The organism is Terrisporobacter mayombei (genome assembly GCF_020748465.1).
Lineage (GTDB): Bacteria > Bacillota > Clostridia > Peptostreptococcales > Peptostreptococcaceae > Terrisporobacter > Terrisporobacter mayombei.
The window spans coordinates 34,104-48,683 of the sequence record NZ_JAHZMP010000008.1; the positions used below are offsets into that span (position 1 = coordinate 34,104).

Here is a 14,580-nt window from a genome sequence, read left to right on the forward strand (position 1 = left end):
TTAACCACCTACCTACTAAAATTTACCCTTTTGACTTTCTTTTAGAATTTTCTCTAATTCCTCAGGGCTGTAGTTTCTAAATGTTTCGTTGATATTATGGAATCTTGTTTTAACTTTAGGAATAGAGTTATTATTTGAAGTTGTATTTTTTCGATGTTGTTTTTTTTGATTAAATTCTTCTTCTAATTTTTCTATATCATCTAAAGTTTTAACATTATTCTTTTTATATCTTTCAATTATACCATTTATATAAGATATAGAAGGGTTAGATGTATTTTTGGACTTGCTACAAGCTTCTAATATAACCTCTATATCCATATTGTACTTATCAATCCATGTATCCATAATTCTTTTTTCTTCTGATCCAGGATTTCTATTAAACCCAAGAGATTTAAAAATAAGCTTATGAATGTCATAGCGCTTTTTATCTTCAATTACATTATTTTCAATATCTTCAATAGTATAAAGTCCTAAGTCATACCAGTTTCTAAGTATACCTTCAATATAATTAAGATTTTTAGGCGTACCATTATTATTCTGCTTTGAAGTTTCATAAGCATAAACAATAACATCAGGATTAACATTAAATTTTTCTCTAATGTCTAGTATTCTTAATTTTTCTGAAGGATCAAGAAATCTTCCTATTATACGATTTATACTATTAAACATTTTAGTTATGCTTGGATTATGTCCAGCAGAAACTATTCTATCACTATTAGATTTAATAGAAGGTGTATTAATTTGTAGATTTTCAACATAGAGTCTTTTTAAATCTAAAAATTCAATTGAATAATCAAAAGCATCCGGGCTATCATTTTTGTGCATTTTTACTATGTTTTGCTTCTCCCAGAATTTCCATGCATTAATAACATCTGACAACGGAACTTCTAAAATTCTAGCAATAGAACTATTATCAAATTTAGAATCTGGAATAGAAGAACATATTTGCCTATATGCTAAAAGATATACCTTTGTGTATAATCCATCACCCATAGGCATATATATATCTATGAAGATATTTGGGATGGTTGTTTCCCCAAAATCTATATCATTTTCTTCTTTATAAAAAAACATACAATCACCTCAGCTTCAATTATAACATAAAAGCTATTACAAATTTATATTGGAAGTTTTAAAAAAAAATATTCACTAAAAAGGAGGTATAAATTGGTTATTAAATTCGATAAAAAGAGAAGGAGATTATTTGTTATAATCTTAGCTCTTCTAATCATTATAGGGGGAAGTATACGCACATTTATACTTACTAATCAAAGAGAAACTTTTACACTTAAAGATGAAAAAAACAAAAGCGAATATACTATAGATGTAATATATGATGATGAAACTAATCGTATTTTATGCAACGAAAGTTTAGTTTATATAAATAATACGAAAACTACATTAGATAAAATTTACCTACATATTTATCCAAATGCTTTTTGCCAAGAAAAATCAGTTCCTTTTGAAGACTCAGAAATGAGCAGAGCTTATCCAAATGGCTTTAATGAAGGATATATAGATCTTAAAAATGTATTAAGTGATAAGGAAAAATTAAAGTATGAAGTAAAAGGAGATAAAAACGATATTCTAGAGATTAAATTAAACAAATTATTAAAAGCCAGTGAAGTAGTAAAAATAGACTTAAAATATAATGTAAAATTACCTAATTGCCTTGGAAGATTTGGTTATGGCGATAATACAGTAAATGTAACAAATTGGTTCCCTATAGCATGTGTTTATGATGATAAAGGATGGAATCTAAAAAGTTATGAAACTGTAGGAGATCCATTTTATAGTGATACTAGCAACTTTAAAGTTCAAATATTAGCCCCATCAAAATATAAGTTAGCAACTACAGGAAAAGTAACAGAGAAGAAAACAGACAATGAGAAGATATTATATACTATAGATGGTAAGATGGTTAGAGATTTTGCTTTTATTTTAAGTGACAAATTTATAGTAAATAAGGCTAATTATAAGGATATTGTGATAAATACATATAATTTAAATGAGGATATGAGTAAAGAAGCTTTGGATATATCTAAGTCGTCCATAGAAATTTTTAGTAATTTATTTGGTGACTATCCATATGATACATATTCAGTAGTAGCCAGTGACTTCTTTATTGGAGGAATGGAATATCCCATGTTATCTATGATAGATGAAGGTTTATATAATAAGGAAAATAAATTTTTATTGGAGTATGTAATAGCTCATGAAACTGCCCATCAATGGTGGTACAGTGTTATAGGAAATGATGAAATTAATGAACCTTGGCTAGATGAAGCATTGACGGAATATTCAACCATACTTTATTTTGAACAAAAGTATGGAAAAGAAACAGGAGATAAATTAATAAAAACTATGGAAGTTCAAACAAGAAACTATAAAACAACTGATATATTCAAGGCTACAACAGATTATAAAGATTCATCAGAATATAGTCTAAGTGTTTATACAAAAGGAGCAGTAGTTTTTAATGAAATAAGAAAAGAAGTTGGAGATGAAGTATTTTTTAATACTTTAAAAGAATACTATAGTACATATAAATTTAAAAATGTAAATGGACCTCAATTTGTTGATCTTTGGAAGAGTAAAGGTGTGGATATTGAAAAAATTATAAAGGAATGTAAATAAAATTTTTGCCAGAGCATTGAAAAATAATTTAATGCTCTGTTTTTTTGGTATAATATAATTCATGAGAAAAAGAGAAAAGAGGTGCACCATGTTGAAGTATTGTTCTATAGGAAGTGGAAGTAGCGGAAATTGTCACTTTGTTAGTTATAAGGATACTAATATATTAATAGATGCAGGCCTTAGTGGGAAAAGAATAATGACAGGCTTAAATGATATAAATGCTGATATAGAAAAAATAAAGGGCATATTTATAACACATGAACATTCTGACCATATAAAAGGAGCGGGAATATTATCGAGAAAATTGGACATACCTATTTTTGCAAATGTAAAAACATGGTGTGCTATGAAAGATAAATTAGGAAACATAAAAGAAGGCAATATGAAAGTATTTGAAAATCATAAAACATACAGTATAGGAGATTTAGGAATTAAGCCTTTTTCCATACCACACGACTCAAGTGATGCTGTAGGATATAATTTATTTTCAGAACAGGAAAAAATGTCAATTGCTACGGATATAGGATGTGTAACAGATAACATTAGACAAAATTTATACGGCTCAAAACTTGTAGTATTAGAGTCTAATTATGACCCAAACATGCTAATGATGGGAAGCTATACGTATAGTTTAAAAAGAAGGGTAATGTCTGATTGTGGACATTTATCAAACGAAGAAGCAGCTAAGTTCTGTGTAGATTTAATTAATAATAATGCACAATCTATATTATTAGCTCATTTAAGCAAGGAAAATAATTTTCCAGACTTGGCATTTGCTACGTCTAAGAATGTGCTAGCCAATAATGACATGATAATAGGACAAGATTTAAATTTAGAAGTTTTATCAAGAGATAAAGTTTCAAAGGTTTTTGAACTGTAAAATTGTGAACTTTGAGCCACTATGTGAGCAAATTAGTTCATATAACTGAAGACATATCTTATAGCAACGTATTGATAAGTCATTTTGATATGACTTTAGACACACCTATCGCTCAAAAGATAAAGTTAATAAGAGGAGAAAAATATGCGTATCAGTATAGTTTGTGTAGGAAAAATAAAAGAAAAATATTTAAAATTAGGAATAGATGAATTTTCAAAAAGATTATCTAAATATTGCAAGCTAGAAGTAATAGAATTAGATGATGAAAAAGCTCCTGAAAATTTAAGCGATAAAGAAATGCTTATGATTAAGGATAAAGAAGGAAAGAAGATACTAAGTAAAATCAAAGATAACTCTCATGTTATAGCTCTTGCTATAGATGGAAAGAATTTATCATCCGAAGAATTGGCAGATACAATTGATAGTTTAGGTGTTAGAGGAACTAGTCATATAGTATTTGTTATAGGCGGATCTTTAGGTCTTTCTGATGAGGTTTTAAGAAGAGCTAATTATAAGTTGTCTTTTTCTAAGATGACCTTCCCTCATCAGCTTATGAGACTAATATTATTAGAACAAATTTATAGATCTTATAGAATAAATAACGGTGAACCGTATCATAAGTAGTCGCAAACTTTTTATTTATTTTTTGAGCCTGTATATCTACAGGCTCAAAATGTAACTTGATTTTATTAATAGTTCTTTCTTTTGGTGATTTACCTTTGTTAATACTTATAGAATCTATTATTGAGTGTAATAAAGATTTCTTTTGCTCAATGGTAGATGATATAAAAGTTAAATTAAAATTGGTTAATATTGCAGTGATTTTTTTTGAATCTATGTCAGTATAAGAGGATAATTGAGCAATAGAATTTTCTATATTATTTATTTCTAATAATATTTTATTTTCCTCACTTGTTAAGAAACTTATATAGTCATTTAGGGCTTTAAAGTCAATATTATTTAATCTCTTTTCTTTAAATGCATCTAATTTATTTAATTCAATTTCTTTTAAACTATTTTTTAATGAGTGAAGAGTTTTACTTAGAGGTTCAATATCAACTGAATTTTTTTTATTTAGTTTACCTATTAAGGAATTAATTATTTCATCAGATTTAATAAGTTCAGAAATTTTATCTAAAACATATTTTTCAGCAATATCTGCATTTATTAAATTGGATTTACATACTGTAGCACCTTTGTTGAAAAAATTAGAGCATTGATAATAACGATAAAATTCATTGACTTTATTTTTCTTTTTAGTTCTATGAGAAATCATAGAAGCACCACAGTCAGGACATTTAAGTAATCCTGTTAAAATAAAATCACCTTCATATACTTTTGGAAATTTATCTTTATTTACTTTGCGTAAAGCTTGAGTTTTTTTCCAAGTATTATCATCAATGATAGGAAGATGCATACCTCTTGTTAATTGGTAATTATCATTCTTGCCATTTCTATTTGTTTTTCTCCAATTAATATATTGTCCCCAACGTATATATCCAATATAAATAGGATTATCAAGAATTTGCTTGATTGATTGAATAGACCAATCACCATCCTTGAGTGTTTTATGATTACAAGAGTTAAGATAACAAGCTATTTTTTTATATCCCCAGTTTTCATTTGAGTATAAATTGAATATTTGTTGAATAATTTTAGCTTGTTCAGGTACAATTTCTAATTCTTTTTTTGAATTAGACTTATATCCAAAAACACGACCCCCATTCCAAAGCCCTTCCTTTGAACGTTGCATCATGCCAGAACGACAAGTTGATACAATATTATTTCTATCTAATTCTGCAAAAGTTCCAAGTATGTAAACTATAGTTCTACCAAACATATCGCTTGTGTTAATATTATCTTCTGTACTTATTAGATTCACATTATAATGGTCTAATAATTGTATTGTATTAACGGTATCAGCTAAACTTCTTGAAATTCTACTAATTCTATATATAAGTACGGCAGAAATAGTAGAATTATTTTTTATATCATTAAGCATTTTATTAAAGTCAGTTCTGTTATTAGTGGATGTTCCACTTTTACATTCATCAATATATTCACCTACTAAGTTATAATTATGTTTATTACAATATTCTTTAATAGCATTCTTTTGCATTGCTATTGAAAAATTATCAGCTTGTAATTCTGAACTTGTCCTACAATACATTACTACATTTTTAATTTCTTTGTTATTATTTATCATTATTAAAAACCTCCTTCAAGTGATGTTTCATAATTATTTATATTTTGAGATACTATATCAAATAATACATTAATAAATTCAGTTGATTTTATGTATTTAGTATTTGGATGTTCTAATCCTAATTTATTGAATAAATCAATTTCAGTATTTAGTTTATCTATATCATTAGTAGTCATGTTATAATCCTCCTTATTGTTTACGTTAAAGTAAATGTGAATTTCCTTATAGGTAAATAGTAAAGCAAAAAATAAAGTTTGTCAACAGGTAAAAATAAAGTTGCACACAGGAATGTGAAGTGTTAATATTAGGATATAAGTTTTAAGGAGGCAGAAAGAATGGAATTTTCAGATTTAATAAAAACAAGTAGAAAAAATTGTGGACTTAAATTAACTGAACTTGAAAATTTAACAGGAATAAGTGCATCATATATAAGTCGTATAGAGAATGGAGTAAATAAATCTCCATCAGCAGAACATGCAATTTCATTGGCAGAAGCACTAAATATACCATATGAAGAGTTAGCAAAAAGTTTTTTAAAAGATAAGGAGTCTAAAATAAGTACGAACCAAAAAGATATGGTATTAATAAAAAAAGGAACAAATATATTAATAGATATATCAAAAAATAAATTATCAATTAAAGAAGCTTTAGAAAATTTAGTTGGTATATGTACAGAACTTGAAAAGCAACATATCTTTATAGTGGCTGAAAGTAAAAAAAATAAATACAGAGTAAGGTTACCAATTTACGATGACTTACTTGTTAGAAAGATAAAAGAATTAATGAAAGTACAATTTCAAACAGAAAATATAACGGTCTTAGAGGGGAGGATATTAGAAATGGATAGCTGTAAGGAATTTGAGTTAGAAATATTTTTAAAAGGAGCAAATGAGTATTTTATGACAATAGATGATGAAGAATATTTAGAAATAAAAGGATATTTAAACTCTATAGGATATTGATAGGAACACTTGATTTATTGCGAATATGCAATAAGTTAAGTGTTTTTTTCTTATAGAAAAATGATAGTGCATAAAAATTATATAAATTTTTTATTAAAGACTATATTATTATGACAAGCATTAGAAGATTAGTTGATTAAGAGAGATATAAATATGATTGACTTGGGAAAAAAATCAATGAAAAATATACTCAAAGTTATTGAAATAACAGGGGAGACAGTATTCCCGTATATAGAAAAGGAGAAATAATAATTATGATACATACAGCACAATTTTATATAAATATAGAAACTGAAGAAAAAGAATTTTTAAAAGATAAATATACTGAAGATATAAGTAGAGCTATAGTAAAAATCAATAATATATATGAAAGTAAGGGGATTACTATAAATTATATAGCACAAGAGTATGGTAATTGTAGAATCCACTTTGTGATAGATTTTATTAAGTTATTGGAAAAGACAGATATAACAGCAGATGATTTAGAAAATATAAATTCTGAAATATATAAATTTATATCCGATATTACAGGTAGTTATAATGAACCAGTTATGATAAGACTTGATTATAGGTTAGATGTTTCAGTTAATTTAAAAGAAAGAGAAGTGTTAATGTACCTTTACAATAAAACTATAGATAAATATGGGTTTAAGAAAAAATATAATAAATTTGAAACAACAATTTATTATAATAGTAAAAGCATACAATCAAAAATTTATGATAAAGAGGAAGAAAGAAAAAGTAAAAAAGAAGGTATATGTAGTTATGAAAAAAATGTACTTAGGTTTGAGGTTTCCTTATGCAATAGCCATTTAAATTATAATAAAAGAATATATAAGATGGATAAATGTTTAGATGTATATTTACAAGAAAGTTTGTATGTCAGCTATTTAAAAAATCATTTAGAGATATTTATTCATAGTGGCGATTATTACACGATATATGGAGCAAGAAAGAAAATTAATAGTAGTAATATAAAGGAAAGTGATAAGGAGAAATTAATAGAATTTCTAAAGTGTATATCACAAAATGGAGTTACAAAAACAATACAGCGATATAGTAAATATTCTTTCAAGAAATACAAATGGTATTTAAATGAGCTTGAAATAAATCCTATATTAATACCTAAAAATTTGAAGAAATCACCTACATATATAAAAAATCCTTTCAATATATGTGCTTAAAATAAAAGGAAGTAGCATAATATAAAATAATATTTTATTTAATGAAAGTTTATGAAATAAGTTTTTATTTTATAAAATCTATTTTGGAAAAAGTTGATATTTTAGCATATATTTTTAGTTATAATTATTATATTATGATACAGTGCAGATAATTTAGAATTTGTTTAAATAGAATTTTAGGAGGAGCTCGAATGAAAATTATGACTTGGAATATACAAGATGGTGGTATAATTAATAGAGATAAGCCCAAGTTAAGTAACATAAAAAAAATTTAAATGTCATAGAAGTGGAAAATTCTGATATATTAATTATTCAAGAATTTCAATATCTTTATAAGAAAGATTTAATTGAAGAAGGATTAAAACAATTAGGATATTCTTTTTTTTACTATGATAAAATATTGGAAGAACGTACCTTGAGATATGGTGTGCTGATTGCATCTAAGCTGAAGTGTTTACCTATTGAAAAACCTCAAAATATATTAAAATATAGTTGGAGAAATTGGAACGAAATTTTAATTCCAGATTATAATTTAAAAATTTTGGGTATTGACGTTCCTCTTGCAGAAACAACTGATATGAACGGGAATAGAAAAAATAATAGGAGAGAGAAAAAATTATTCTTAGAGGAGCTTAATAAAAAATTTATAGAGTATAAGCATAGTAATACCCCATCGCTTATATTAGGAGATTTTAACCTTCATGAACAAGCAGTATTTAAAGAATATCTTGAAGAGTTTAAAGTCTATTTAACAGAAATTACAACTAAAGAAGCTACCCATCGTAATCGTAAGTTTGATTATATATTTGGAAATAGTCAACTTGTTAATAAGATACAAAAAAAATCTAAATCTATGTGGACTGAATATTCAGACCATGCATATCTTTTTGTAAAAGTAAATATATGATTAAATTATTGATAATTCATTTTATAAAGCATATTAAATGAATACTATTAATATATTATTAACTAAAAGTAAAGGAGCGTGTGCTCCTTTTTTTGTTGAAAAATAGATAAATTCAAAAGCGAAAGTTATAAATTTATGAGGAACAAACTACAATTATAGAAACTATAAAACGTAGTTTAAATAATAGATATATCAAGTAGTGGAGCGATAGACGAGGGATAAGGGGCTTCACTTTTGGGTATCAATCCACACATTCTTAGCGAGTTTGCACTCACTAAATCATTTAGTGGCTTCTACCACAAAGCTCATTTTTATTAACGGTTGCTACATTGCATTTCGACAACCTAAAAAATGGCTTTCAAAAGTTCAGCCCCTTTTGGGGAATGTTGCTCCAAGTGGAGCAATTGAGCTATCGCTCAAACAATAAAATTTACAAGTAAATTTATGAAAGGAGAAATTCTAAATGGCAAAAGCTAAAATTAAAAATTTTTATAATAGAGATAGACTTGCATTAACCAGTATTAGTAAGTGTGGTCATGTTAAAGAAGCTCAGCTAAAAAACTTCATTGCAGATAAAAGGATAAGTAATTATGTAAAAGATAACTTGATAACAAAAGAAGTTTTTAATAAAAATAATGGAGAACAATTAGTTGCGTATAAATTAACTAAATATGGAAAGCAATTATTAGAAAGAGAGTGGGGAGTAAAAAATCATTATAATGCACAATCAATAAATCACGATTTAGGTATATCTAATAAATACTTTTCTTTAAGTGAGGAGAAAAGAGGAAATTGGAAAACTGAAACAGAGTTAAGACAAGAACTTGAAGAAAAATTACAGGAAATAAAAATAATTGATTATAAGAGATATGAAGAGATAAATAAAATGTTAGAAGAAAAATTAATTTCAACACCAGATGGAGCTTATGTGGATAAAGAAACAGGAATAGAAACATATTTTGAAGTAATAACAAACTCATATGGACAAGAAGAAATTCAAGCTAAGGAAAGGTTTGTTGAAATTATGAACATAAAATCATATCAAACAGAAAGGGTGTAAAATGGTATCAAATGAAAGAAAACAATTAATATGTGAAAAGTATGAAGAAGTATTAAAGATAATAGATATAATTGGGGATAAAATGATGTTACAAAAGCAATTTATAGAGATATCAATTGCTTTAGGGGCAGTAAAAGATAAGTTTCAAGCAATAAAAGAAATCCAAGAATTAGAGAGAGCTGAAATAATAAAAAAAATAAAGTTTAGTGGGACAAGTAATAAATTTATATTGTTTAAAAAATACGCAATAAGATACTTAGCGAAAGCTAATAAAAGTTCACAAGTAGCTGGTATAAGTGTAGTAAATTCTAATAAAAGATACATACAAAATATTATGAAAGTACAGTTTATACTAACAACCATTATTCCTACAGCTAAAAAGAATAATATAGAATTAACTTTAGATAATCTATTAGTATTTATAGGTCAATTAAATTGTAATATCTTATATAAGGATAATTGTATGTATAGCTTTTATAAGGGACTATTAAATAAAACAAACCTATATTTTGATAAGAAAGAAATAGAAGAAGATTTTAAATTATTAAAAAATGAGCATAATAAAAGGCTAAGTAACTTAAAAGGTATTTCAAAAAAAAGTGAAGAGAAATATAGGAAAAATAAAGAGGATTATTTATTTAATAGTAATATAGCTACTTTAAGTAGAAAGAATATATATTTAGCTAATATAAAATATAATAAAAAATCTGATACAACTAAAATTATTGCTTATTATTTTAATATGTTTACAAATAAAAATTCTTATACAATAGCTTTAAATTATAGCATTTTATACAATACCACGAAACGGCTATTTGGCAATAATATTAATATAGAATTTAGAGTGGTATGCTTAAATGAATTAATACAACATAGAATTATCCAAGATTTAAATAAGAAGGGAATAAATCCTCGAACTAAAGAAAAAAGAATAGATACTTATCTTATTGAAATGCTTAGAGCTAATAGGTTATCAGAAGTTGATTTTGAAAGAATGAATATCAAAATATTAACTTATAACATAGATATTTAAAATAGAAAAAACAAGTAGAAAATTAATTTTCTACTTGTTTTTTCTTCTAATTATTAACCTGTTAAGCTATTAACCCTAAAGAGGATTAAACCTTTTTATATTGCATATTTTAATAAAGTTTACACAAAGTCTGATAAACAAACTTTAAATAGAAGTGAATATTATCATATATCAAAATATATGAAATGTTAATGTTAAATTTTCCCCTTAACTAAAATCTTTACCTCATATAAAATCATAACCTTTTTAAATTTAATCATTTGATTAACCTATTAATATATTATAGATAGAAAGAATAAAAATATAACTGTAAAAATATAAAAAATGATAAATTTTTTATAGTATTTAATTAAGTATGAAAATTTATTATAATGTAGAGGAGATAAAAAATATAACGGATTTTATAGGATATATAGGATATATAGGATATATAGGAGAGGATATACAATAATGGCTAAAAAAGAGGCTAAAACAGATTTATGGGTCTATAATATTTTAAAAGAAGCAGATATTGAATTAGAGCCACAAGGAAGTTCAATAGTTGAAGTTAATAATGCGTTAAAAAGTGCTTCAAAGAATGGTACTGGAAAAGTTGGTTTTCCAGAATATGTAGGAGTAGTGAAAGATTTTTTAATTGTTATAGAAGATAAAGCTGATTTATCAAAGCACATAAAATTAGATGATAGAGAGCTTATTAGTTGTGAACAAAGTGATATTAAGAATTATGCTGTTAATGGTGCAGTATTCTATGGTAGGCATTTAGTGAAGAATACTTCATATAAAAAGATAATTGCTTTTGGTATTTCGGGAAATGAAAAAAAGCATAAGATTAGTCCAGTTTATATTGATGAAACAGAATATTATAGAGAGTTACCAGATGTGGAATCATTTATATCATTTAACCAACGTAATATTGAAGAATATTATATAAGAGAAATTTTAAAAGAGGCTACAGACAAAGAAAAAGAAACATCTGAAATTTTGAAAGATGCTTCAAAGTTACATGAAGATTTAAGAAATTACGGAAATCTTAAAGATATTGATAAACCATTAATTGTATCAGGAATTTTACTTGCATTAAGAGAGTCTGAATTTAAAAATTTCACAATCAATGATTTGACAGGAGATAGTATTAAAACTGATGGGCAAAAAATATATGATGCTATTTCATCTAATTTAATAAGGAGTAATGTTTCTCCAGATGTTAAAAAGGATAAAATACTTAGTCAGTTTTCAATAATTAAAGACACTAAGATATTAAATGAAATTAATGATAAGTTGGAAAAAACTCCATTAAGGCATTATACAGAGTTTTTATATGATAGGATTTATAAAACTATAAAGTATACAAAATCTTCAGAGGATTATTTAGGTAGATTCTATGGGGAATTCATGTCTTATTCTGGAGGAGATGGACAAACGTTAGGAATTGTTCTTACGCCAAAACATATAACAGATTTATTTTGTGATTTAGTAGAAATAAAGGTTAATGATGTTGTTTTAGACCCTTGTTGTGGAACCGGGGGATTTCTTGTAGCGTCTATGCATCATATGTTAGAGAAAACAGATGATAAAATAGAAAGGAAAAATATTAAACAAAAACAACTTCATGGATTTGAATTACAGCCATATATGTTTACTATTGCAACTACAAATATGATTTTGAGGGGAGACGGAAAAAGTAATCTAATTAATGATGATTTCTTAAAACAAAATCCAAGCAAATTACAATTAAAACAAGCTACAGTTGGTATGATGAATCCACCATATTCACAAGGTTCAAAAGAAAATAGTGATTTGTATGAGATATCATTTACTGAACATCTGCTTGATTCATTAACGGTAGGTGCGAGGGGAATTGTTATAGTGCCTCAATCATCTATGACTGGAAAAACGAAAGAAGAACAAAGCATAAAAGAAAATATTTTAAAGAAACATACTTTAGAGGGAGTTATAACTTTAAATAAGGATACTTTCTATGGGGTTGGAACAATGCCTTGTATAGCTATATTTACAGCTGGAGAGTCACATCCTAAAAATAAAGAGTGTAAGTTTATAGATTTTAAAGATGATGGATTTAAAGTTAGTCCTCATATAGGATTAATAGAAACAGAACAAGCAAAAGATAGAAAACAACATTTATTAGATGTTTGGTTCAATAGAATTGAGTCAGAAACTAAGTTTTGTGTAAAAACTACAGTAGAGGCAACTGATGAATGGCTTCATAGTTTTTATTATTTTAATGATGAAATTCCAACGGATGAAGAGTTTGATAAAACTATTGGTGATTATTTGTCTTTTGAGTTTTCTATGATAATGCAAAATAGAGGATATTTATTCAAAATTCCTGATAAGCGAAAGAAAGAGGATGAAAATGAAGTTGAGTGATAGGGAATGGAAAAAGTTTAAGATATGTGATATTTTTAATATTGACTCAGGTAAAGATATTAATGAAGGTGAAATAATTGAAGGAAATATACCATATATTACAGCTACTTCCTTTGATAATGGAGTCAAACATTTTGTTTCAAATATAAATAAAACCCTTGAAAGAAATGTAATTTCTGTCAATCGTACTGGTTCGGTTGGTTATGCATTTTATCATAAATATGAAGCGTTGTATTCTAATAATTGTAGAAAACTTAAATTTAAAAAACAAGTTAATCAATTTGTTGCATTATTTTTGACTAATCAGATAATGCAACAGAAAATTAAGTATAATTATGGGTATATAATGGGTACTGAAAGGTTGAATAAACAGTATATAACTTTGCCAGTTAATGAAAAAAATGAACCAGATTATGCTTTTATGGAAGATTATATTAAACAAAAATATGAAATTAGAGAGAAGAAATATAATAAGTATGTAAAAGAATCAATTAAAGAATTAAAATGCAAGAAAATAATCCCTTTAAGTGAGAAAAAATGGGAGGGGTTTTCTATCGATGATTTATTCTATATCAAATCAGGTAAAAGACTTACTAAAAAAAATATGATTGAAGGAAATATGCCATTTATAGGTTCTATTGACTCTAATAATGGTATAACTAACTTCATTTCTAATATAAACAACTCTTTAGATAGTAATGTTTTAGGTGTAAATTACAATGGAAGTGTTTGTGAAGTATTTTACCATCCGTATGAATGTATTTTTTCAGATGATGTAAAACACATCTCCTTAAAAAATATTCAAGGTAATAAATATATTTATTTATTTTTCAAATCAATTATTTATAAACAAAAAATAAAATATACTTACGGGTATAAATTTAATGAAAATAGAATGAAAAGACAGATAATAATGGTTCCTGTAAATGATAAAAATGAACCTGATTATGAATATATGGAACAATATATAAAGAATACTATGAAACAAAAATATAATAAATATATTAATATAAACCAAGAGACATGTTAAGGTCTCTTGGTTATACTTCTATATATATTTTTTTGCGAGTAGATTGTTGACGGTGAACCGTATCATAAGTAAGAAATAATAATTTAATAAATGAAATTAACTATATTAATACTCCATAACATTTTTAGTTAAGGAGTATTTTTTGTTAAAAATAACATCAAGATTAAGAAAAAAGACAAAACAATTATCTTATAGAAGAAGAGCTAAATAGAACCATATGAAACGTATGCAATATATAGTCAATCAGGCTATAAATGAATAAAAATCACCGCCATTTTTTAGGTTTATTTACT

The 14,580-nt window shown here is 25.9% G+C and carries 13 protein-coding genes; 10 read left to right on the top strand and 3 right to left on the bottom strand.

Going from position 1 to position 14,580, the window contains the following annotated elements:
* Positions 1–15 precede the first annotated feature (15 nt).
* Positions 16–1,074: a DnaD domain protein gene (locus K0039_RS17655; RefSeq protein WP_228106388.1), complete on the bottom strand. Its 1,059-nt coding sequence runs from the start codon at positions 1,072–1,074 to the stop codon at positions 16–18.
* A 93-nt stretch (positions 1,075–1,167) separates the two neighbouring features.
* Between K0039_RS17655 and K0039_RS17660 the strand changes: the two genes are divergently transcribed.
* The 3 genes from K0039_RS17660 (at position 1,168) to rlmH (ending at position 4,141) form a co-directional block, all read left to right on the top strand.
* Entirely contained in the window at positions 1,168–2,637 is a 1,470-nt protein-coding gene (locus K0039_RS17660) for a M1 family metallopeptidase (protein WP_228106389.1), read from the top strand.
* A gap of 88 nt (positions 2,638–2,725) precedes the next feature.
* Positions 2,726–3,517, top strand: a complete 792-nt coding sequence (locus K0039_RS17665) for an MBL fold metallo-hydrolase (protein WP_228106390.1) — start codon at positions 2,726–2,728, stop codon at positions 3,515–3,517.
* Positions 3,518–3,661: 144 nt separating this feature from the next.
* A complete protein-coding gene (rlmH, locus tag K0039_RS17670; protein ID WP_228106391.1) occupies positions 3,662–4,141 on the top strand; it encodes a 23S rRNA (pseudouridine(1915)-N(3))-methyltransferase RlmH in 480 nt (159 codons plus the stop codon).
* Here the strand turns inward: rlmH and K0039_RS17675 are convergent.
* Together K0039_RS17675 and K0039_RS17680 are read right to left on the bottom strand one after the other, a co-directional pair.
* Complete coding sequence (locus K0039_RS17675; RefSeq protein WP_228106392.1) at positions 4,068–5,723, bottom strand: recombinase family protein; 1,656 nt, start codon at positions 5,721–5,723, stop codon at positions 4,068–4,070. The two genes, rlmH and K0039_RS17675, sit on opposite strands and share 74 nt — an antisense overlap.
* A gap of 2 nt (positions 5,724–5,725) precedes the next feature.
* Positions 5,726–5,899 (bottom strand): hypothetical protein, encoded by a 174-nt coding sequence (locus K0039_RS17680; RefSeq protein WP_198605090.1) that lies wholly within the window; start codon positions 5,897–5,899, stop codon positions 5,726–5,728.
* Positions 5,900–6,058: 159 nt separating this feature from the next.
* Between K0039_RS17680 and K0039_RS17685 the strand changes: the two genes are divergently transcribed.
* The 7 genes from K0039_RS17685 to K0039_RS17715 all read left to right on the top strand — a co-directional run bounded on the left by K0039_RS17685 (position 6,059) and on the right by K0039_RS17715 (position 14,287).
* On the top strand, positions 6,059–6,685 hold the full coding sequence (locus tag K0039_RS17685) for a helix-turn-helix domain-containing protein (RefSeq protein WP_228106393.1): 627 nt from the start codon (positions 6,059–6,061) through the stop codon (positions 6,683–6,685).
* A 254-nt stretch (positions 6,686–6,939) separates the two neighbouring features.
* Positions 6,940–7,869 carry a phage/plasmid replication domain-containing protein gene (locus tag K0039_RS17690; protein WP_228106394.1) on the top strand — a complete coding sequence of 310 codons (930 nt, stop codon included), beginning with the start codon at positions 6,940–6,942 and terminating at the stop codon, positions 7,867–7,869.
* A 286-nt stretch (positions 7,870–8,155) separates the two neighbouring features.
* Positions 8,156–8,776, top strand: a complete 621-nt coding sequence (locus K0039_RS17695; protein WP_228106395.1) for an endonuclease/exonuclease/phosphatase family protein — start codon at positions 8,156–8,158, stop codon at positions 8,774–8,776.
* A 463-nt stretch (positions 8,777–9,239) separates the two neighbouring features.
* On the top strand, positions 9,240–9,836 hold the full coding sequence (locus K0039_RS17700) for a hypothetical protein (RefSeq protein ID WP_228106396.1): 597 nt from the start codon (positions 9,240–9,242) through the stop codon (positions 9,834–9,836).
* Between the two features lies 1 nt (position 9,837).
* Positions 9,838–10,869, top strand: coding sequence for a hypothetical protein (locus K0039_RS17705; RefSeq protein ID WP_228106397.1), 1,032 nt, complete (start codon positions 9,838–9,840; stop codon positions 10,867–10,869).
* Positions 10,870–11,319: 450 nt separating this feature from the next.
* Complete coding sequence (locus K0039_RS17710) at positions 11,320–13,257, top strand: HsdM family class I SAM-dependent methyltransferase (protein WP_228106398.1); 1,938 nt, start codon at positions 11,320–11,322, stop codon at positions 13,255–13,257.
* On the top strand, positions 13,244–14,287 hold the full coding sequence (locus K0039_RS17715) for a restriction endonuclease subunit S (protein WP_228106399.1): 1,044 nt from the start codon (positions 13,244–13,246) through the stop codon (positions 14,285–14,287). The genes K0039_RS17710 and K0039_RS17715 overlap by 14 nt, the downstream gene beginning before the upstream one ends.
* Positions 14,288–14,580: the final 293 nt, after the last annotated feature.

Bases quoted from the DNA above. Each gene is read 5' to 3' on its own strand.
- K0039_RS17665 (WP_228106390.1), top strand. From the start codon at position 2,726: ATGTTGAAGTATTGTTCTATAGGAAGTGGAAGTAGCGGAAATTGTCAC.
- K0039_RS17685 (WP_228106393.1), top strand. From the start codon at position 6,059: ATGGAATTTTCAGATTTAATAAAAACAAGTAGAAAAAATTGTGGACTT.
- K0039_RS17655 (WP_228106388.1), bottom strand. From the start codon at position 1,074: ATGTTTTTTTATAAAGAAGAAAATGATATAGATTTTGGGGAAACAACC.
- K0039_RS17705 (WP_228106397.1), top strand. From the start codon at position 9,838: ATGGTATCAAATGAAAGAAAACAATTAATATGTGAAAAGTATGAAGAA.
- K0039_RS17680 (WP_198605090.1), bottom strand. From the start codon at position 5,899: ATGACTACTAATGATATAGATAAACTAAATACTGAAATTGATTTATTC.
- K0039_RS17710 (WP_228106398.1), top strand. From the start codon at position 11,320: ATGGCTAAAAAAGAGGCTAAAACAGATTTATGGGTCTATAATATTTTA.
- K0039_RS17700 (WP_228106396.1), top strand. From the start codon at position 9,240: ATGGCAAAAGCTAAAATTAAAAATTTTTATAATAGAGATAGACTTGCA.
- K0039_RS17715 (WP_228106399.1), top strand. From the start codon at position 13,244: ATGAAGTTGAGTGATAGGGAATGGAAAAAGTTTAAGATATGTGATATT.
- K0039_RS17690 (WP_228106394.1), top strand. From the start codon at position 6,940: ATGATACATACAGCACAATTTTATATAAATATAGAAACTGAAGAAAAA.
- rlmH (WP_228106391.1), top strand. From the start codon at position 3,662: ATGCGTATCAGTATAGTTTGTGTAGGAAAAATAAAAGAAAAATATTTA.
- K0039_RS17675 (WP_228106392.1), bottom strand. From the start codon at position 5,723: ATGATAAATAATAACAAAGAAATTAAAAATGTAGTAATGTATTGTAGG.